At 59.8% G+C, this 21156-nt stretch carries 18 protein-coding genes; 10 read left to right on the top strand and 8 right to left on the bottom strand.

What is annotated here, in order from left to right; all coding sequences use genetic code 11:
- Window positions 1-11: 11 nt before the first annotated feature.
- On the bottom strand, window positions 12-1274 hold the full coding sequence (locus tag G505_RS0102295) for a uracil-xanthine permease family protein (protein WP_051215811.1): 1263 nt from the start codon (window positions 1272-1274) through the stop codon (window positions 12-14).
- Window positions 1275-1408: 134 nt separating this feature from the next.
- The gene (upp, locus tag G505_RS0102290; protein ID WP_028108110.1) at window positions 1409-2035 is read right to left on the bottom strand and encodes a uracil phosphoribosyltransferase; all 627 of its coding nucleotides are present in this window, start codon (window positions 2033-2035) and stop codon (window positions 1409-1411) included.
- A 260-nt stretch (window positions 2036-2295) separates the two neighbouring features.
- Here upp and purM point away from each other — a divergent pair, with 260 nt between their 5' ends.
- From purM to G505_RS22255, 7 genes are all read left to right on the top strand, one after another.
- Window positions 2296-3333 (top strand): phosphoribosylformylglycinamidine cyclo-ligase, encoded by a 1038-nt coding sequence (gene purM, locus G505_RS0102285; RefSeq protein WP_028108109.1) that lies wholly within the window; start codon window positions 2296-2298, stop codon window positions 3331-3333.
- Window position 3334: 1 nt separating this feature from the next.
- Window positions 3335-3985 carry a phosphoribosylglycinamide formyltransferase gene (gene purN, locus G505_RS0102280; protein ID WP_028108108.1) on the top strand — a complete coding sequence of 217 codons (651 nt, stop codon included), beginning with the start codon at window positions 3335-3337 and terminating at the stop codon, window positions 3983-3985.
- 7 nt (window positions 3986-3992) lie between these two features.
- Window positions 3993-4751, top strand: a complete 759-nt coding sequence (locus G505_RS0102275; RefSeq protein ID WP_028108107.1) for an HAD-IIA family hydrolase — start codon at window positions 3993-3995, stop codon at window positions 4749-4751.
- Window positions 4752-4934: 183 nt separating this feature from the next.
- The gene (locus G505_RS0102270; RefSeq protein WP_028108106.1) at window positions 4935-6521 is read left to right on the top strand and encodes a M28 family metallopeptidase; all 1587 of its coding nucleotides are present in this window, start codon (window positions 4935-4937) and stop codon (window positions 6519-6521) included.
- Between the two features lie 41 nt (window positions 6522-6562).
- A complete protein-coding gene (locus tag G505_RS0102265) occupies window positions 6563-7303 on the top strand; it encodes a sporulation protein (protein WP_028108105.1) in 741 nt (246 codons plus the stop codon).
- 136 nt (window positions 7304-7439) lie between these two features.
- Window positions 7440-9104 (top strand): asparagine synthase B, encoded by a 1665-nt coding sequence (gene asnB, locus G505_RS0102260; RefSeq protein WP_028108104.1) that lies wholly within the window; start codon window positions 7440-7442, stop codon window positions 9102-9104.
- Between the two features lie 352 nt (window positions 9105-9456).
- Window positions 9457-10854, top strand: coding sequence for an EAL domain-containing protein (locus G505_RS22255; RefSeq protein ID WP_169628180.1), 1398 nt, complete (start codon window positions 9457-9459; stop codon window positions 10852-10854).
- Window positions 10855-10887: 33 nt separating this feature from the next.
- Here G505_RS22255 and G505_RS0102250 read toward each other — a convergent pair whose 3' ends face one another.
- A complete protein-coding gene (locus G505_RS0102250) occupies window positions 10888-11781 on the bottom strand; it encodes a LysR family transcriptional regulator (protein WP_028108102.1) in 894 nt (297 codons plus the stop codon).
- A gap of 207 nt (window positions 11782-11988) precedes the next feature.
- Between G505_RS0102250 and G505_RS20320 the strand changes: the two genes are divergently transcribed.
- The gene (locus G505_RS20320) at window positions 11989-12474 is read left to right on the top strand and encodes an isochorismatase family protein (protein ID WP_211219922.1); all 486 of its coding nucleotides are present in this window, start codon (window positions 11989-11991) and stop codon (window positions 12472-12474) included.
- A gap of 259 nt (window positions 12475-12733) precedes the next feature.
- Here G505_RS20320 and G505_RS0102240 read toward each other — a convergent pair whose 3' ends face one another.
- From G505_RS0102240 to G505_RS0102225, 4 genes are all read right to left on the bottom strand, one after another.
- Complete coding sequence (locus G505_RS0102240) at window positions 12734-13918, bottom strand: alginate export family protein (RefSeq protein ID WP_035385002.1); 1185 nt, start codon at window positions 13916-13918, stop codon at window positions 12734-12736.
- 64 nt (window positions 13919-13982) lie between these two features.
- Window positions 13983-14366 (bottom strand): nitrate reductase cytochrome c-type subunit, encoded by a 384-nt coding sequence (locus tag G505_RS0102235; RefSeq protein WP_028108100.1) that lies wholly within the window; start codon window positions 14364-14366, stop codon window positions 13983-13985.
- Between the two features lie 44 nt (window positions 14367-14410).
- A complete protein-coding gene (gene napA, locus G505_RS0102230; protein ID WP_028108099.1) occupies window positions 14411-16894 on the bottom strand; it encodes a nitrate reductase catalytic subunit NapA in 2484 nt (827 codons plus the stop codon).
- Window positions 16895-16911: 17 nt separating this feature from the next.
- A complete protein-coding gene (locus G505_RS0102225) occupies window positions 16912-17157 on the bottom strand; it encodes a chaperone NapD (protein ID WP_028108098.1) in 246 nt (81 codons plus the stop codon).
- Window positions 17158-17646: 489 nt separating this feature from the next.
- Here G505_RS0102225 and G505_RS0102220 point away from each other — a divergent pair, with 489 nt between their 5' ends.
- Complete coding sequence (locus G505_RS0102220) at window positions 17647-19233, top strand: EAL domain-containing protein (protein ID WP_028108097.1); 1587 nt, start codon at window positions 17647-17649, stop codon at window positions 19231-19233.
- A 7-nt stretch (window positions 19234-19240) separates the two neighbouring features.
- Window positions 19241-19666, top strand: a complete 426-nt coding sequence (locus tag G505_RS0102215; protein WP_028108096.1) for a DUF3010 family protein — start codon at window positions 19241-19243, stop codon at window positions 19664-19666.
- Window positions 19667-19747: 81 nt separating this feature from the next.
- Here G505_RS0102215 and G505_RS0102210 read toward each other — a convergent pair whose 3' ends face one another.
- Entirely contained in the window at window positions 19748-21058 is a 1311-nt protein-coding gene (locus tag G505_RS0102210; protein ID WP_028108095.1) for a DUF3943 domain-containing protein, read from the bottom strand.
- Window positions 21059-21156: the final 98 nt, after the last annotated feature.

Below are 21156 nucleotides of genomic sequence, written 5' to 3'. Positions count from 1 at the left end.
TGAGCCGGCTATCAGGCCTCGTCTTCGTGACCGAAGTTTTTGGGCAGCACCAGGTTCAGCAGGATGGCCACCACCGCACACAGGGCGATGCCCTGCAGGGTAAACTCGCCCATCTTGATGGTCATGCCACCGATGCCGAACACCAGGGTCACCGCCACAATCACCAGATTGCGGGGCTCGGACACGTCCACCTTGTTGTTGATCATGGAGCTCATGCCCACTGCGGCAATGGAGCCGAACAGCAGGATCATGATGCCGCCCATCACCACGGTGGGCACCGTGGCCAGGATGGCACCGAACTTACCCACCATGGCCAACAGGATGGCGCTCACCGCCGCCCAGGTCATCACCTTGGGATCGTAGTTGCGAGTCAGCATCACCGCACCGGTCACCTCAGAGTAGGTGGTGTTTGGTGGTCCGCCCAGGCTAGCAGCAGCCATGGTCGCCACACCATCACCCAGCAGGGTACGGTGCAGGCCGGGCTTCTTCACGTAGTTTTTGCCAGTCACATTGCTGATGGCCAGCATGTCACCGATGTGCTCCACCGCCGGGGCAATGGCCACGGGGATCAGGAACAGAATCGCCTCCCAGTGGAAGCTCGGCGCAGTGAAATCCGGAATGGCAAACCAGGGGGCAGCGGCCACGCCGCTGAAGTCGATGATGCCGGCAAACCAGGAGAGGCTGTAGCCCACCACCACCGCAGACAGAATCGGCAGCAGACGCAGCATCCCCTTACCCATCACCGCGACCACCAGGGCGGTAATCAGGGTGGGCAGGGCGATGGACAGAGCCAGCCCGGTCTCATAAGCCTGATTGTCCCCTTGCATCCCCAGGGCCATGTTCACCGCCACAGGGGCCAGAGTCAGACCAATCACCATGATCACCGGACCCACTACCACGGGCGGCAGCAACTTGTTGATCGCTTCCATGCCACCGGCACGGGCCACCTGAGACAGCACCACATACACCACGCCAGCCGCCATCAGGCCGCCCATGGTGGCGGAGACGCCCCACTGGGCCACGCCATAGGAGATAGGGGCAATGAAGGCAAAGGAGGAGGCCAGGAATACGGGAACCGAACGCTTGGTCACCAGCTGGAACAGCAGGGTGCCGACACCGGCGGTGAACAGGGCAACGTTGACATTCAGACCGGTAAGGAGGGGAACCAGAACCAGGGCACCGAAAGCCACGAAAAGCATCTGGGTACCGGCGACCACCTGCCGCCAGGTAGCCGGGACAGGCGCAGCCCCGGCGGTAACAGCTTGCTGCTGCATGTTAACCTCGTTGTTATTTATCGTAATTATGTAATCGGCATCTGGGCGCCGATGTAGGGTCGAAAGCTGGGGCACGGCCCCGCCCGGCTTTCACGGGATTCAAAAAAACGGCGCCGATGGCGCCGTCTCTGAAATCACTTGGTTCCGAAGATCTTGTCCCCGGCATCACCCAATCCCGGGAGAATGTAGCCCTTGTCGTTGAGGCACTCATCCACGGAAGCGGTGAACAGTTCGATATCTGGGTGAGCCTCCTCCAGCGCCTTCAGGCCCTCGGGAGCCGCAACCAGAACCAGAACCTTGATGCTGGTACAGCCGCGCTTCTTCAGCAGATCCAGGGTAGAGATCATGGAACCACCGGTGGCCAGCATCGGATCCACCACCAGGGCGATACGCTCATCAATGTTGGACACCAGCTTCTCAAAGTAAGGTACTGGCTCCAGGGTCTCTTCATCACGGTAGATGCCCACAACGGACACCTTGGCGGCGGGGATGTGCTCCAGAACACCATCCATCATGCCCAGGCCTGCACGCAGGATAGGCACCACGGTCACTTTCTTACCCTTAATCTGGTTAACGGTGATAGGACCGTTCCAGCCATCGATCTCCACAGACTCGGTCTCAAAATCGGAGGTCGCTTCATAGGTCAGCAGAGCGGCAACCTCTTTCGCCAGCTCACGGAAGCGCTTAGTGCTGACATCAGCTTCACGCATCAAGCCCAGTTTATGTTGAATCAGCGGGTGCTTGACCTCAGTGACTTTCATCTTATTCTCCGAATGGTAGGCTACAGGTAAACAGCGGAATCATAGCGTGAATCCCCACACTTGGGAAGAGAGTGTGCTGCCAGCCACACCATGACGGGAGACAGATCACAGCACAAGGGCTCAAGTGAAGAGTTTTCAACCGGTTTACGCCCCATGAACCCCCATCACAGAGAAAAACTTGGGCACACAGTGTGCAACTGGTAAAATGCGCGCCAGAACATCAACACTATAAAAATCCCTACAAAAACAACGAGGCCTCTGTGAACAAAGCCGATTCCCTCAGCTACAAAGACGCCGGTGTCGACATCGATGCCGGTAACGCCCTGGTAGACAACATCAAGTCTGCGGTAAAGCGTACCCATCGCCCGGAAGTGCGCGGCGGCCTGGGCGGCTTTGGCGCCCTGTGCGCTCTGCCCGAGAAGTATAAGAAGCCCCTGCTGGTCTCCGGCACCGACGGTGTCGGCACCAAACTTCGCCTGGCCATGGACTACAACGGTCATGGCACCGTTGGTGTGGATCTGGTGGCGATGTGCGTCAACGATCTGATTGTCCAGGGTGCCGAACCACTGTTCTTCCTGGATTACTACGCCACCGGCAAGCTCTCCGTGGACACCGCCACCCAGGTGGTGTCCGGCATCGCCGATGGTTGTGAGCAGGCTGGCTGCGCCCTCATCGGCGGTGAGACCGCCGAGATGCCCGGCATGTACGAAGGGGAAGATTACGACCTGGCTGGCTTCTGCGTCGGCGTGGTCGAAGAGTCCGACGTCATCGACGGCAGCCTGGTGGCCCCGGGTGATGCCCTGATCGCCCTGGGTTCCAGTGGTCCTCACTCCAACGGCTACTCGCTGATCCGCAAGGTGCTGGAGCGGGTGGAAAGCCCCGAAGAGCAGACCATCAATGGTCAGCCGCTGATCCAGACCCTGCTGGCCCCGACCCGCATCTACGTCAAGCCAGTACTGAAACTGCTGGAGCAGCATAAGGTCCACGCCATCTCCCACATTACCGGTGGCGGCTTCTGGGAGAATATCCCCCGAGTCCTGCCTGACGATGCCCAGGCGGTGATCGATGGCAACTCCTGGCAGTGGCCCGAAGTGTTCAACTGGCTGCAACAGGTAGGCAACATCGACCAGCACGAGATGTACCGCACCTTCAACTGTGGCGTCGGTCTGGTGATCGCCCTGCCTCAGTCCGAAGCCGAGGCCGCCGTGGCCCTGTTGAACAGCGAAGGGGAAAGCGCCTGGCTGCTGGGCAACATCGAAGCCCGCACCGGCGACCAACCCCAGGTGGTGATCGCTTAAGATGGCACAGCAGACCCGAATCGCCGTTGTCATCTCCGGCAGCGGCAGCAACCTCCAGGCGATCATCGATGCCTGCGCCGAAGGTCTGGTCCCGGGCCAGATCGTCGGCGTCATCAGCAACAAGGGCGAGGCCTATGGCCTGACCCGCGCCGCCAATGCCGGCATCGAAGGGATCACCCTGGCCGCGGAAAAGGGGGAGAGCCGTGAGGCCTACGACGCCCGCCTGGCCGCCAAACTGGATGCCCTCAATGCGGACCTGGTGGTACTGGCAGGCTTTATGCGAATTCTGAGCCCCGGCCTGGTGCAGAAGTTTGCAGGGAAGATGCTCAACATCCACCCCTCCCTGCTGCCCAAGTACACAGGCCTCAACACCCACCAGCGGGCCCTGGACGCCGGGGACAGCGAGCACGGCTGCTCGGTCCACTTCGTCACCGAAGAGCTCGACGGAGGACCGGTGATCCTGCAGGCCAAGGTGCCGGTGTTTGAAGAGGACACCATAGAGGCGCTGACTCAACGGGTGCATACCCAGGAGCACCGCATCTATCCATTGGTGGTCAAGTGGTTTTGTGAGGGGCGCCTGGCCATGAACGACCAGGGTGCCCTTCTGGATGGTCATCTGTTACCCGAACAGGGGTACGCCAGCGAGGAGTGAGCCATACATGGCGACTGAGTTAAAGAGCGTTATCTGTGACATCGACGGCGTGCTGATGCACGACAACCAGCTGATCCCCGGCGCCGACCGCTTCATCAAGCGGCTTCAGGAGCAGGGGAATCCGCTGGTGCTGCTCACCAACAATCCGGCCCAGACCGCCAAGGACCTGGCCAACCGCCTGGGAAATTCAGGCATTCACCTGCCGGACTCTGCGTTCTACACCTCCGCCATGGCCACCGCCCATTTCCTCAGACACCAGAGCGGCAACAAGGCCTATGTCATCGGTGAGGGGGCACTGACCCACGAGCTGTACCAGGCGGGCTTCACCATCACCGACATCGATCCCGATTTTGTGGTGGTGGGTGAAACCCGCTCCTTTAACTGGGACATGATCCACCGGGCCGCCAACTTTGTGGCCAACGGTGCCCGCTTTATTGCCACCAACCCGGACACCCATGGCCCCTCATTCAGTCCGGCCTGCTCCGCCCTGTGCGCGCCCATCGAAAGGATCACCGGTAAGACCCCCTTCTATGTGGGCAAGCCCTCCTCCTGGATCGTCCGCAGTGCCCTGGACCACCTGGGCAGCCACTCCGGCGATACGGTGATTGTGGGTGACAACATGAACACCGACATTAAAGCCGGGGTTCAGGCGGGGCTGGAGAGCATCCTGGTGCTCTCCGGTGTCACCGGCATCGAGGAGCTGGACACCCACCCCTTCAGACCCACCCACATCTTTCCCTGCGTCGCCGAGATTGATGTGGTGTGAGCCAGTAGGCAGTATCCCGAAGAGGCGGCCAGGTGGCCGCCTTTTTTATCGGATAAACCGTCGGCTCGCCATACAGAATTCCTTACAAATCACCCTTGTCGGTACAGACAACTGAGGCGATGATAGGCTCGGACCAACTGAACGGCAGATTCAGTCCATGAATAATGATAAGGGAAGAAGGAAATGAGATTAACCCTACTGGCGTCAGCCCTGCTGCTTGGCGCCTGCAGCCAGATCCCGCCCCAGCAGACGGGCATCGACGAATCCAGGTTCCGCGCCGACATCAAGGAGCTGGCCTCAGACCGCTATCAGGGCCGCCAGCCCACCACAGAGGGGGAGACCCTGACCCTGGCCTTCCTGGAGAAACAGTTTCGTGCCATGGGCCTGGAACCGGGCAACGGCGACTCCTACCTGCAGCCGGTGCCCATGGTCACCTACACCACAAAGCCCGGCACCGAGCTGAGCCTGGGGGGCCAGTCGCTCTCCCTGCCGGACCAGGCGGTGCTCAACAGCTTCCATGACACCCCCAGCCAGACCCTGTCCAACAGCGACATCGTGTTTGTCGGCTACGGCATCGATGCTCCCGAGTATGGCTGGAATGACTATCAGGGGCTGGATGTCACCGGCAAGACCGTGCTGATTCTGGTGAACGACCCGGGTTTTGCCACAGGCGACCCCATCCATTTCAAGGGCAACACCATGACCTACTATGGCCGCTGGGATTACAAGTTCGCCGAAGCAGGCCGCAAGGGCGCCGCCGCGGCCCTGATTATTCACGATACCGAACCCGCCTCCTACCCCTGGTCCGTGGTCGCCAACAGCTGGACCGGTCCGCAACTGGATCTGGCCGGCAGCACCGACCCCCACCCGATGATGGAGGGATGGATTCAGAAGGAAGTGGCAGACAGGCTACTGGCGGCTGAAGGTAAGAACCTGGACGCTCTGACGGCCCGGGCGGCCCGGACGCCGGGAAACCTCTCCCTGAATGCCCGCGCCGACGCCAGGCTGAATCAGACCGTGGAGTACGCCACCAGCCACAACGTGGTGGCCAAGCTCACCGGCAGCGAGCGTCCCGATGAGGTGGTAAGCTACACCGCCCACTGGGATCACCTTGGCAGCGACGGAGAGACCATCTACAACGGGGCCCTGGACAACGCCACTGGCGTAGCCGGTATCCTGGAGATCGCCCGCCAGTTTGCCATGGCCCCCAGGCCACCACAGCGTTCCGTGCAGTTTATCGCCGTCACCGGAGAGGAGCAGGGACTGCTCGGCTCCCGCTACTACGTGGCCAACCCCACCGAATCTCTGAAGAAAACCGCCGGGGTGTTCAACCTGGACTCCACCAACGTCTATGGGGCAGTGAAAGAGTTCACCGTCGTTGGCCTGGGGCAATCCCAGCTGGATGATTACCTTGGCACAGCGGCGGCCGGTCAACAGCGTGTGCTGGCGCCGGAGCGCTCCCCTGAAGCCGGGGGATTTTTCCGCTCGGACCACTTCTCCTTTGTGAAGGAGGGGGTACCTGCGGTGTTTGCCGGAGGCGGCGCCACCCCCAAGAGTGATGCCCTGGCTCAGTACCGAACCGAAATGCGCACGGAGATGAAGGGGTGCTATCACAACGCCTGTGACATCTACCGGGAGCACTGGAACCTCTCCGGTGCCCTGGAGGATATCGAGGTGTTCTACCGGGCCGGCAGCGCACTGGCCAACAGCGACCATTGGCCCGGATTCAACCAGGGCAGCGAGTTCCACTCTCTGCGCCCGGCCAGTTAAACAGGGCCGCCAACGACGGCGGCTGACAATGAGGAAGAACCATGTTTAAGAAACTGCTGGCGTCCGTGGGTATCGGCGCCGCCAAGGTGGACACCCAGCTGCATCAGGATGTGATGATGCCCGGCCACCCGTTCTCCGCCACCATAGTGATCAAGGGGGGCGACGTCGACCAGGAGATCTCCGGCCTGTCTCTGACCCTGGTGACCGAAGCCAAGGCCGAGGTGGACGACTCCACCGTCTACCAGCACGTGGCCCTGGAGAACTGGCGCCTGAGTGAAAAGATGACCATCGAAGCGGGCCAGACCTATGAACTGCCGTTCGAGGGCGTGCTTCACCCGGAAACCCCCATCACCACAGTGGGCGGCCGCCGCAATCAGAGCAAGGTGTGGCTGCAGACCGGCCTCGAGGTGGACCTGGCCATCGACCCCACCGACCGGGACATGCTGGCCGTCGCCCCCTCCCCGGCGATGGACACCCTGCTGGCCGCCATGGAGCAGGCGGGCTATCAGCTGCATAAGGCGGACGTGGAACGTGGTCACCTCAACGGTGCCGGCTTCAGCTCCCAGAGCGGCGCCTACCAGGAACTGGAGTTTGTTCCCGGCGGCATGAACCTGTTCGGCGTGCGGGAAGTGGAGGTGTCCTTCGTCCCCCAGGGCAGTCGCATGAACGCCCTGATTGAGGTGGACAGGGCCTTCCGCGGTGACAGCTACAAGAGCCTGAGCTGGGACGACAGCACCTCCCAGCCTGCCCTGTTGGAGCAGCTGAAGCGCACCATAGGTTGATCCTTCACGGCCGCGCCGACCGGCGCGGCCGATTATCAATTCATTTACACTGACTATACATGCAGTTGGCAAACGCGCCAAAGAGTGGCAATGTGGTCTGAGCCTGACCCTGTACCCACCACGGAGTGAACCAACAATGTGCAGTATCTTTGGTATCCTGGACCTTAAGACTCCAGCCTCCGAATTGCGTACTCTGGCACTGAGCCAGTCAAAAAAGATGCGTCACCGCGGCCCGGACTGGTCCGGCATCTACTGTGATGACCAGGCGATCCTGGTCCACGAGCGTTTGGCCATCGTCGACATCGACAATGGCGCCCAGCCCCTGTACAGCAAAGAGGGTGATCTGGTGCTGGCGGTCAATGGCGAGATCTACAACCACAGAGAGCTGCGCCAGGAGCTGGAGGAGGAGTATGAGTTCCTCACCGGCTCCGACTGTGAGGTGATCCTCGCCCTCTACCGCAAGTATGGCGAACAGTTCCTCGACCGCCTCAACGGCATCTTTGCCTTCGTACTGTGGGACAAGGCCAAAGGACGCTACCTCATCGGTCGGGACCACATCGGCATTATCCCCCTCTACACCGGCTTCGACGCCTCGGGCAACTTCTACGTAGCCTCAGAGATGAAGGCCTTGGTGCCCCAGTGTCGTCAGGTGGAGGAGTTCCTTCCCGGGCGCTATCAGGCAAGCTGGCTGGATGAGCCGGTTGCCTACTATCAGCGGGACTGGCAGCAGCATGGTGCGGTGGCAGGCAACCCGGCGGACAGCGCCACCCTGCGCCAGGCCCTGGAAGAGGCGGTGAAGCGCCAGCTGATGTCAGACGTGCCCTACGGCGTCCTGCTCTCCGGCGGCCTGGATTCCTCCATCACCTCGGCCCTGGCAAAGAAATACGCCGCCCGCCGCATCGAGGAGGATGAGGCCAGCCCCGCCTGGTGGCCGCAACTGCACTCCTTCGCCGTCGGCCTGGAGGGCTCTCCGGATCTGGCCGCCGCCGCCGAGGTGGCATCCCACATCGGCACGGTTCACCACCAGGTCACCTTCACCATTCAGGAGGGGATAGATGCCCTGACCGACGTCATCTATCACCTGGAAACCTACGACGTCACCACCATCCGCGCCTCCACCCCCATGTACCTGATGGCAAGAAAGATCAAAGCCATGGGGATCAAGATGGTGCTCTCTGGCGAAGGGGCCGACGAACTGTTCGGCGGCTACCTCTACTTCCATAAGGCCCCCAGTGCCCAGGCGTTCCACGAGGAGCTGGTGCGCAAGATTCACAAACTGCACCAGTTCGACTGCCTGCGCGCCAACAAGGCGATGGCCGCCTGGGGCATCGAAGCCCGGGTGCCCTTCCTGGACAAGGAGTTTGTGGATGTGGCGATGCGCCAGAACCCCGCCGCCAAGACCATCACCGGCGGGCGCATCGAGAAGCAGATTCTGCGGGAAGCCTTTGCCCACTACCTGCCCGAGTCCGTCGCCTGGCGTCAGAAGGAGCAGTTCAGCGACGGTGTCGGCTACTCGTGGATCGACACCCTCAAGGAGCACGCCGATGCCCAGGTGAGCGACCAGGATCTGCAGAACGCCCACTTCCGCTTCCCGGTCAACACCCCGGACACCAAAGAGGGGTATTTCTACCGCACCCTGTTCGAGCAGCATTTCCCCGGCGAGGCCTGTGCCCGCTGCGTACCCGGCGGCAAGTCCGTCGCCTGCTCTACTCCCGAGGCCCTGGCCTGGGACAAGAGCTTTTCCGCCATGGCCGACCCCTCGGGTCGCGCCGTAGCCAACGTACATAAAGACGCTTACTAGTCACTTGGGGGCTTCGGCCCCCTTTTTTTTACCTACCAGAACAAAAATCCCCTCGAACCTGCCCATTCAACGCAAAATTTTTAATAACCAACATTTCAATACCTTGCCCGGAATACCTGGGTAAACGCCCGGAAATGCCCGGTTCAGTGGTTTAAAGGGGGCCGGGATTTTGCTACATTTTTGTCACTTTTTTGGGATCTCACCAGTTTCTGCCTGTGCCAGGACCATAATGATTCAAATAAGATGGCAGCTCGGACGCTACATACGTCATGGATGGCGATGGTTTATTCTGATTCAGTTGATCTGTCTGCTGAGTGTCATCTTGGCGGGCAGTTTGGCCCTAAGTGAACGATTGGATAGCAGGACTGAAGAGGTGGTCGCCGCCACAGGCAACTACCTGAATCGGGGCATTGACGCCCTGACCGTCCTGGGCCATGAGCTGGCCCCAGGCGTCTGCGACGCCACCACGGAGTTTCGTCTCACCGAAGCGGCCATCCACTCAGATGTGTTCGATCACTTTGCCTACCTGAGCAACCAGGGAGGCTATTGCCGCAGTGCCACCAACCCCCTCTATCCGGTTCAGGTCGGTCAGTTGATCTCAACCCACCCGGGGCCTCTGTGGCTCTCCTTCGATGACAGCACCCTGACACCCTATCAGTTGTTCGTACTGGAACAGAGGCCTGGACACTACCTGATCGGCATGGCCAAATCCTCCCACCTGCTGGACCGACTGGTCACCCCCAGGGACCGGGACTTTGTCCGACGCATTGAGATCCAGGTTGGCCAACGGCTGTTTTATGCCAGAGACAGTCTGACCCAGGTCCCCTGGCTCAGCCTGCAAACCAGCCAGGTTCAGGGTCAGGTCCGCGCCGAGATGATGGCGCTGCTGTTCAGTGGCGACCACTGGCGCCGCTGGCTGACCTACAGCCTGCCGCTCTCCCTGACCCTGGGTTTCATCCTGCCGGTGCTGATGATTCAACGCAGCAGCCATCAGGGCGTGCTGCTGGATGACCTGATCACGGCACTGCGTCGCGGCGAGATCGCCCCGGTGTTCCAACCCATAGTCCATGGGGGCAACGGCAGGGTAAAGGGGTTTGAGATGATGGCCCGTTGGACCCACCCGACACTGGGCAAGATCACCCCGGATACCTTTATTCCCATGATGGAGCAGCATGGTCTGCTGGACAGGTTGCTTCTCTCCCTGGCGGATCAGGCCCGCGGCAAGCTGCCCAGCACCGCCTATCTGAGCATCAACCTGTCTGGAGAGCAGCTGACCCAGGGGCTGAGGGATCCCCTGAGCTTCCTGCTGGAGATCTGCCATCGTCTGGAGATAGGTCCGGACAGGCTGATGGTGGAGATCACCGAGCGCCATGCCCTGGATTACGACTGCCCCCAACTGCAGGACACCCTGGCCATCTTGGGTCAGGCGGGCTTCAAGCTGGCGTTCGATGACTTCGGTACCGGCCACAACGGCATCGCCTGCCTGCGCACCTTCTCACCGGATGTGATCAAAATAGACAAGAGCTATGTGCACACCGTCAGCGGCGAAGCGATCCAGAAACCGGTGCTCGATGCCATCATCCAGCTGGCCAGGAAGATGGACGTCGAGGTGATCGCCGAGGGAGTGGAAACCGACGCCCAACGCCTGTTTCTGCTGGATCGGGGCGTCACCAGTATGCAGGGCTACCTGTTTGGCCGGCCGGCCCACTGGCATGACAGTTGCCGCCCGCCACAGCCCGCCATCGCCTGAGGGCGAAAAGCGCTAACCGGTCAACTCCGCCAATTAGCCGGGAGCTGGCTTGGGCATCTGCTCCACCACATAATCGACAAATAACCGAACCGCCTGGCTCACATGGCGATGCGACTGATGGATAAGGTACATGTTGCCTGCCGGTGCTTCGTACTCCCGGAGCAGCGGCCGAAGCTGGCCCTGCTCCAGATAGGGCTTAATCAGCAGAAAAGGCAGTTTGGCAACCCCCAGTCCGGCGAGTGCAGCCTCAATCAACAGGTGTTGGGTGTCTGCCGAGTACCGCCCTGTCACGGGCACCCCGACCACCTTTCCCTGCTCCTTAAACTGCCAGGTGTGGCCTTGCAACGACCTTCCCCAGAGCACGCACTGATGCTGGGCAAGGTCGTGCGGATAACGGGGTGCCGGATGCTGGGCCAGATACTCGGGACTGGCGCAGCAAACCACGGACTTCGTCATCAAACGACGCGCCACCAGGCTGGAATCCTTAAGAATTCCGGAGCGGAAGGCGATGTCGATCCTCTCTTCGATGAGATCGACCTGGTGGTCACTGATCTCAAGCTCCACATTCACCTGCGGGTGGCGGGCAAGAAAGGCACTGACCCAGGGTTGAACAAACATCAGAGCAAAGTCGAGAGGCGCGGTGATGCGTATGGTTCCTGTGGGTTTCATTTGGGATTGAAGAACGAGCAGGCCGGCTTCCTCCAGGCCACTAAGGTTATGCTGACAATGCTGAAAGTAGCGCTGACCCACATCGGTGAGGGACAACTTGCGGGTGCTGCGGTTGAGCAGCCTTACCCCCAGGTCGGCCTCCAATTGCTGAACTTTCCGACTGACTGACGTCGGCGGCATCCCCAAAGACCGAGCCGCCCCCACAAAACTGCCGGCCTCAGCCACCCGAACAAAGACTCTGACCTGATTCAGATCCATCCGTAATTACCAACAAAAATGGGATAGTCAACTTCAACTATACCATCTAATAAAGGTGCACGGAGTTCACTACACTGAGTCCACTCTCGGTTAACGGAAGCCCCCATGAGACGAATGTTGAACCGGATGGCTCTGGCCGGCATGAGATTCAACGTCTTCATCAGGCCCCGAATCAATCCAGACATCCCCCACCCTAGGAGGTTTACAATGACAGCCAATCTCTTCTCCCCAGACAACGCCGCCATGCTGCTGATCGACCACCAGGTCGGCACCATGAACTGGGTCCAGTCCAACGACCTTGCCGAGATCAAACGCCATACCCTGGCCCTGGCCCGTGCCGCCAAGGAAACGGCGATGCCGCTGATCCTCACCTCCAGCCAGGAGGATCAGATTCAGGGACCGCTGTTTGAAGAACTGATCGCCGCCGTGCCGGAAGCTTACGCCAGCCGCATCCAGCGACAGGGCGTTGTCGACGCCATGAGGGATCCGCAGTTTGCCGGGGCGGTAACCGCCACCGGACGCAAGAACCTCATCATCGCCGGCATTACCACGGACGTCTGCGTGGTCTATCCGGCCATCACCGCCGTCCAGCAGGGATACAAGGTCCAGGTCGTGGTGGATGGTTCAGGCTCTCCCAGCACCCTGGCAGACGAAACCGCCTTACGGCGCTGGAATCTCATGGCGTCACCCTGACCACCACCAACCAGCTCAACGCAGAACTGGCGCAGGACTGGAGCTCATCAAACGGCAGCAAACTGATGCAGGTCCTGTTTGAGGAGGTTCTCTCCAAGCAGGGGTAAAGCCCCACCCCGACAAACGGCACAAAAAAGGAGGACTCATTCGAGTCCTCCTTAGCTTTGGCCACCCGCCCAGGTGACCCGGGGCGCGTTGTTCCCAGACAACAGCCTATTGGAACCTCACGCCCTCATGCTCCATGACAGGGGCAGGATGTTTAGAAGCTGGCGCTGGCCCACAGCCACAGCTTGTCGGTGTCCACCTTGATGTCACCGGCGTCGTACATGGCGTACTTCACACCCAGGGTGTAGTTCTTGGCCACCTTGGTGGTGTAGCTCAGGTCGATTTCACTTCCGAAGTCATCGGCGGCGACGCTCTCGTCGGCGCTGAAATCGTGGTAGACGGCAGCGAACTTGCCACCCAGAGCCTTACCGGATACGCCGGCGTACAGGTCAACCAGACCGGCATCCGGGGTGCCCAGGAACTGGTCAGCCCAACCGTTGAACTTGTGCAGGGTCGCCAGAGGGGTGGAGAAGCCGTACTGGCCGCTGTCGGAACCCAGAACTTCGTAACCCAGCTTGGCGGTCACAACGCCGAAGGTGGCGGCACCCTCGATCAGGTAGTAGTCGGCCTCGAAGTCGTTGGCCTTGTTTTCCTGAGTGGCGTACTCCAGCTGGTACTTAACCGGGGTGTTGGCCAGCTTGGCACCACCGGCGAAACGAACACCATAGGTGTCGATGCCGTTGGTGGTGTCGTTGTCCACTTCCAGCAGGTAGGCGTAGGCGGTCAGCTTACCGAAACCAGTCTTGTAGCCCAGGTTGATCAGGTGATCCTTGGAGTCCACGTCACGCTCTTCGGCGAAGATGCGGTTACGCTGGTTGATGTAGACGTAGTTCAGGGACAGGTCCTTGGCGGGGGTCAGCATCAGGTTGACCGCGTCGAAGGTCTGGCGATCCTGACGCCAGCCAACGTGGCCAACGAAACGGTGGTTGTCCATGGTCACCACCTGACGACCCAGGGTGCCCTTGAACATGCCGCGCTGATAGCGCAGGAAGGCCTGATCCAGCTCTGTGGTGTTGGGATCGGCAATCACGGAGTACTCGGGCTTGCTGCCCAGAGCGTCGTTGTAGTCGTTGATGCCGAAGGCGTCGCGGGAGTCTTCGAACTCAACCAGAACGGAGAAGCCCTGATAAGCGGCGGTCTCCAGGGTCAGGCGGGTGCGCAGAGTCAGGGCATCGGCGTCTTTCAGAGCGTTGTCCTGGCTGACATTTTCATAGCGCAGACGGGCATCCAGTTTTACGGAGCCGTCAGCAACCGCATCGGCGATGGACGCGGGCTCGGCAGCCACAGCGGCAGAGGAAAGGGCCAGGGCAGTTACGGTGGCCAGGTAGCGTAGTTTCATTGTCGTCTCCTGTTTTGACAAAGTGCGGGGCGGTGGGCCGCCCCGTCTTTATTATTTTTTGGTGTTACTGGTTGGCGAGGGCGCCAACGTTATCGGCCTGAGGCACATGGCAAGCTTTACACTGATACAGCTGGCCCTTCACCTTGCCGTTGTCGGTGTGGCTGACAGGCAGGGTTTGCTTCTTGGGCTTGTGGCAGCTCATGCAGCCATTGCGCTTCAGGGTGATTGGGTAGGTCGCCTTGTGAGGGATCAGCGGCGGCTGGCCGGCAAACACCTCATCCACAACCTGTTTCTTGGGATAGTTGGCGATGGGCGCGGCGGGCAGCTGGGTGTTTACCGCAGCCTCTCCGCGGCGGGACTCAGCGGTGTTCTGAGCCTCCTCGGCGGCATTCATTTGACATCCGGCCACCATCAGGGCCGCTGCTACCATAAGAATTTTTGCTTTCATTGGTCTCTCCATAGGGGCCGCCTGGCGGCCCCTTCCCTAATCGATTAAGCCTTGACTACCTGAACCGGACACTTCTTGAAGTCGGTCTCTTTGGACATGGGGTCGGTGGCATCCAGCAGCAGCTTGTTCACCAGCTGGCGAGCGTCACAGAAGGGCATAAACACCACGCCTTCCGGCATCTCGTAACGACCCTTGGTCTCGATGCGGGTGCGCACGGCACCACGTGGGCTGCTGACCATCACCTCGTCACCGCGCTTGAGGCCGCGCTTGGCTGCGTCCTTGTCGCTCATGTAGATCTTGGCGTTAGGGTAGGCCTTGTTCAGTTCGTCGACGCGGCCGGTCATGGTGCCGGTGTGCCAGTGCTCCAGCACGCGGCCGGTACACAGCCACATGTCGTACTGCTCGGTCAGCTCCTCGGCCGGACCCTCATAGGGGTTGGCGATGATCATCGCCTTGCCGTCAGGCTTGCCGTAGAACTCGAAACCGGTGCCGGGCTTAACCAGAGGATCCAGACCCTCCTTGAAGCGCCACAGGGTCTCTTTGCCGTCAATCACAGGCCAGCGCATCCCTTCGCCGAAGTACTCGTCGAACTCGCCCAGGTCGTGCTTGTGACCCCGGGTAAAGGCGGCGTACTCCTCGAACAGGCCCTTCTGCAGGTAGAAGCCCAGCGCCTCGGACTCGTCGTTGTGCTTGCCCTTACAGTCGGACACGGGGAACTTGTCCACCACGCCGTTACCGAACAGCACGTCGAACATGGTCTTGCCGCGGTACTCAGGCTTTTGAGCCAGCAGCTCTTCAGGCCAGACCTCTTCCATCTTGAAGTACTTGGAGAACTCAACCACCTGCAGCACGTCGGAGCGGGCGCCGGGAACCGGCTTAACCAGCTGGTGCCAGTACTGGCCGCGACGCTCGGCGTTACCGTAGGCGCCCTCTTTCTCCACCCACATGGCGGTAGGCAGCACCAGATCGGCCATGGAGGCGGTCACGGTCATGTAGGCGTCGGACACCACGATGAAGTTCTCCGGATTCAGGAAACCAGGCAGAGTCTCTTCGTTAATGTTGGGACCGGCCTGCAGGTTGTTGGTGACCTGAGTCCAGTAGCAGTTGAGCTTGCCATCTTTGAGCATTCGGCTCTGCAGCACGGCGTGGTAGCCAGGCTTGGCAGGGATGGTGCCTTCCGGCACGGCCCAGCGCTTCTCGGTGATGTCGCGGTGAGGCTTCTTCATCACCACCATGTCTGCAGGCAGACGGTGGGCGAAGGTACCCACTTCACGGGCAGTACCACAGGCGGAAGGCTGACCGGTCAGGGAGAATGGGCTGTTGCCGGGCTCGGAGATCTTGCCGGTCAGCAGGTGGATGTTGTAGATGGAGTTGTTCACCCACACACCACGGACGTGCTGGTTGGCCCCCATACACCACATGCTCATCACCTTACGCTTGGGATCGGCGTAGGCCTTGGCGATGGCCACCAGAGCGTCGGCGTCGACACCGGTCTGCTCAACGGTGTACTCCAGGGTGTAGGTGCTCAGGAACTTGGCGTACTCGTCGAAGCTGATGGGGGTCATCTTCTTCGCAGACTTCTGGTTCTTGGCTTCCTTCTCACGTGGGTGATCGGGACGCAGGCCGTAACCGATGTCGGTGGTGGCCATGGCGAACTTGGTGTGCTTGTTGACGAAGTCCTTGTTTACCGCGCCATTCTCAATGATGTAGTTGGCGATGTAGTTCAGCAGGATCAGGTCGGTCTGAGGTTTGAAGATCAGGCCGTTGTCCGCAATGTCGAAACAGCGGTTACGATAGGTGGAGATGGCGTGGATCTTGGCACCTGGATGGCCCAGACGACGGTCGGTGACGCGGTTCCACAGGATGGGGTGTGCTTCGGCGGCGTTGGAGCCCCACATGACGAAGTCATCGGCGTGCTCGATGTCATCGTAACAGCCCATGGGCTCATCGATGCCGAAGGCGCGCAGGAAGCCCACTACGGCAGAGGCCATACAGTGACGGGCGTTAGGATCGATGTTGTTGGAACGGAAACCCGCCTTCATCATCTTAACGGCGGCGTAGCCTTCCCAGACGGTCCATTGACCGGAACCGAACATACCGACAGAGCTTGGGCCTTTCTTCTTCAGAGAGGCTTTCCACTTCTCGGCCATGATCTCATAGGCGCGATCCCAGGATACCGGAGTCAGCTCACCATCTTTGGCGTACTGGCCGCCCTTCATACGCAGCAGAGGCGTGGTCAGGCGATCCTTGCCATACATGATCTTGGACAGGTAGTAGCCCTTGGCACAGGCCATGCCTTTGTTCACAGGGGAGTCTGGGTTACCGCGGGTGGCGATCACCTGGTTGTCCTTGGTGCCCACCATGATGGAACAACCCACACCACAGAAACGGCAAGGCGCTTTGCCCCACTCCAGATCGTCCTTGCCCTGTGCCGCATTGACGGTGGACACAGGCAAGATGGCACCCGCGGCGGTGGCGGCGGCCACTGCGGCATTGGCTTTGATAAACTCGCGTCTGTTCAAGCTCATATCATCCTCTTGATATATTAGAGTTGTTCTACCCTGTGATAGGCCAAAGCGGTATTCATCACCCCTTCGATGGCCGATATCGCTTCAATGGCTTCGCTGGTGCTGGCCTGGCTGTCTCGCTCCAGGGTCACCACCAATTTGCCGTCGTCTGTCTTGGTGTGCAGCTCACAACCGGGGATCTCGGTCAGGGCCGGAATCACCGCCCCTTCTAGCTCCGCCGTGCAGCTCACCACCAAACCACTTATATGCACCGTCTCACTCAAGGTCTTCACCTGTGTCGTTTTGCGCTTCATTGATTTAAATGTTGTTTTTTTGGCCTCAGCCTAACCATACCCCTTAGGTGGTATTCCTTTTGAGATAGGGCGAAGGTCCAAATTTCCACTACAAAGGGAAAGGTTATTTATTTAACGAGCCGTTAAAATGCGACATTAACCATGAATCGCATTCGTGAACTTTGTCCAGCAACTATAGCAATAAGAATGGATGTCATTTGGAAAGGTAATTCAAAGTGATGAATCCGAGTCATCCCCGGCGTGACGGGCTTTGCGAACTCTCGATAGCTGTGAGCCAGAGCATGTTAACTGCCTGTGGTATGAATTACCGGTATCCCGAGGGAGGTTCGGCCTTCAGTAAAATTCCGCCAAAACCGTTTACATTTTGCCCACATATCTGTATCCGTTCAGTTTTTTAAAGACAAAGTGTGATAAGTTGATTGCCATCTTCCGGGGCCAATCAGGGATTACAGCCTGTTTATGAGCAAATTCAGGTGGCAGCTTGGACGCTTTATCCGACTGGGGTGGCGATACTTCTCCATCTGCCTGCTGGTGGGCGTGCTGTTCAGCCTTTGCCTGAGCCTGATGACCCACACCAACAACATCAACTCCCGCCTGAGTCTCGGCCTGTCCCTGTTCGACGCCTACTACACCCAGAGTGAACAGGAACTGAAACAGCTGGCCGGACACATCCCCTGGGGGGTGTGCGATGCCTCCTCAGAGCTGGAACTCAAACGCCAGGCCGAGCTCTCCCACTTCTTTGATTACCTCGCCACCATGAGTGATGAAGAGGGGTTCTGCCGCGATGAAGACCTGATCATCGCTCCTTCCACCGCCTTCAAAATGTTGCTTGAAGGGGAAGGCCCCACCTGGATGAAGAACGTCAGCCATCACCTCCAGTCCTACCAGATGATTGCGCTGCATCTTGGCGACAGCCGCTACCTGTTTGGCATCACCAAGAGCCGACGCATGATGGAGCTGCTGTTTCCTGAGCCCGAACTGCTCAGCAACGCCAGGATCACCCTGAAATTCAAGGAGCAAACCATTGTTGCCCTGGGGGAAGCGAAACAGGACTGGCTGTCACAGCACTACAGTGAACGACGCGGCCCACTCTCCATCAGGCTGTCGCTGGCCCCCCAGCACCTGACTCTGTCGCTGAAGCGGGATCTGTCCCTGGGTCTGCCGCTGACGTTGATATTTTCCATCCTGGTGACCATGCTGCTGCTTTACTGGCGCAGCTACCAGGGACTGCACCCGGAAGACCTGCTGGACACCTTCAGCAACCGGGAGATCTACCCGGTGTTCCAACCCATAGTGGACGGCCGTGACAAAAGAGTGCTGGGCCACGAGATGCTGGCGCGTTGGAGCCACCCACAACTGGGTGAGGTCCCACCGGATGAGTTTATCCCCATGCTGGAGTACCACCAGCAGCTGGACCGCCTGCTCTATGAGCTGGCCCCCCAATGCCAGTACCAGCCCTCCCAGCACGGCTATCTGAGCATCAACCTGGCGGGTCAGCAGCTGCTCTCTGAAAACCGCAGCCTGGGGGACTTTCTGGAGCACCTGAGCCGTCAGATCGGCATCGAGCCCTGGCAGATGGTGGTGGAGATCACCGAGCGCGAGGTGCTGGACTTCCACTCCCGTCCCTTTCAGCGAACCCTGTACAACATCCGCCAGCGCGGCTTTAAGGTCGCCATCGACGACTTCGGCACCGGCCACAACGGCCTGGCCAGCCTCAAGGTGTTCCAACCTGATTACCTGAAGGTGGACCGCAGCTTTATCCAGGCGATAAAGCATCGCCGGGATCCCCAGCCGGTGCTGGATTCCATCCTTCAGCTGGCCAACCGGCTGGAGATTGAGGTGATTGCCGAAGGGGTGGAAACCGAGGAGCAGCGGCTCTACCTGCTGGATCGCGGCATCACCCGGATGCAGGGATTCCTGTTTGCCCGCCCCGGCCCCCTGATCATTTCTTCCCCAAAGAGGGAGGGCACGCAAGAAATCCCCTCCCGCAGCGCCGTTGAATCCACTATACTGGCCGCCGATCGAGCCATCACTGGGGACACCTGAGGAATCCATGAGAATCTGCGCCGTAGAACTGAAGAGCAACGAAGCCATTATCTGCATCCTGGCACTGGAAAAGGGACTGTTTAACGTTCCCGATTGCCGTGCCCGCAAACTGACCCTGACCGACACCCAGGGCACCAAGGCACTGCACGCCTTTCAGAGCGAGTTTGCCAAGCTGCTGAGTGACTATCAGGTGGATAAGGTGGTGATTCGCGAACGCCCCACCAAAGGCAAGTTTGCCGGCAGTGCGGCAGGCTTCAAGATGGAAGCGGCGATTCAGCTGATTGACGGCGTCGATGCCCAGCTGGTGACCAACACCGCCATCAAAGAGAGCCTCAAGCGCACTCCCCTGGAGGTCAGCACCAAGGACGTGGGACTCAAGCAGTTCCAGGAAGCGGCCTTCACCACAGGCTTCGCGTACCTCAACGCCAAATAACAGCAGCGGCGTGAATCAGCGGGTCATTGAGCTGACATCAAATGCGCTGAGTAGAAAGCCCGGCAGTCGCCGGGCTTTTTCTTATCGTTCTCCGCCGCCGAAGCGGTAGACCAGTTGCAGCTCCGTCAGGGTATCTGTGGTGGAGAAGCGGGTGCTGTGAAATGCACGCCACTGCCCCTGCAGCGCCCAGTTCCGATGCCATCGCCAGTGCAATCCGACACCGGCATTGACCTGGAAGGTCTTCCTGTCCCGGTCCTGGTCCCTTAGGGCTTCACCTATACCTCCGGTGACAAAGGGCCTAAGATCACTCGCCCCATGCCAGTAGTACTGGGAATCCCAGCTGTAGTTTTCGTAGGTCAGTTGCTTGCCGCTGCCTTTCTCATCCAGATCACCCCGGGCGTAGCTCAGGCGGGTAGAAAAGCTGGGCGAAAAGTAGAGCCCCAGAGTCATCACCGTTGCCGAGCCGCCCTCCACCCCCCAGTTGCTGTCCGGCGCCACCCAGACGGTGCCCAGACTCAGGCCAACGATGCCGGTGTCTATGGGATCGTCGCTGGGCATCTGGCCGGTCCTGGGTGGCCTCAACGCCTGTTCACCGGCGCCAAAGCTGTATCTCATGTGCAGTTGAACCTGGGTGTCGGTCTCCCCATTGTGCATGGGCACTTCACTCAGGGTCATGTAGCCGGTGCCCGCCTTGATCAGCTGCCGCCCCACCAGGCTGTTGACGCCGCGGCCGATGCTGTCCACCGGGTCCAGGAAGAACAGCGCGGTGCTGCCCCAGCCTTCAGACCCCCACACCTTGCCGCCATTGGCCCAGATCTCCTGCTCCTTGTGGAAAGCCCATTCGCCGTAGACCCAGCCCAGCACCGGGGTCACCACAATATCCTGAATGGAGGGCACCTCGGCGAACGCCTCCAGACCGTATTCCCAGTAAAAGGTGGACATCAGGAAGGAGTAGACGAAGGCGTCCCATTGGCGGTATCCGGACTTGCGGGCCACCTGGTAATAGACGCCGCCAAAATAGGGGTGGCCGATGTAATTGATGTGCCAGACATCCCGGTCCCACACCGGGCCTTCTGAGACATTTTCCCACCATTTGGACAGCAGCCTATCATCGCTGGTTTCCCAGTTGGAGATATCCTCAGGCAGCAGGGCTATCACCCCGGCGACCCCCACCCCGTAGGCCATCAGCGACTTGGTCTGAGACCAGAGCCGGGCCTTGTCCTCACCATTGGGGGCACTGAACAGAGACACGCCGTAGGGATCATCGTACACGTCTGGCGCCAGAGAGAGCTCCTCCCAGCGACTGTTGGTGATGGGGCTGCGCTCCACCTCGTCATCGGCCCAGGCACCACCGGCCAGCATCAACGCCAGCGCAACACTGCAAAGTCTCATCTCTCATCCTCTCCCTGGCAAAAATGAAGCCGATTGTAGATTACAAATCAGAATGTTAGCTGAACGAGCCGTCGAATATTCCTTCCAACGATCTATGA

This window comes from Ferrimonas futtsuensis DSM 18154 (assembly GCF_000422645.1).
Classification (GTDB): domain Bacteria; phylum Pseudomonadota; class Gammaproteobacteria; order Enterobacterales; family Shewanellaceae; genus Ferrimonas; species Ferrimonas futtsuensis.
Note: the sequence above shows the minus strand (reverse complement) of the source record. Positions and strands in the feature narration are given on the sequence as shown.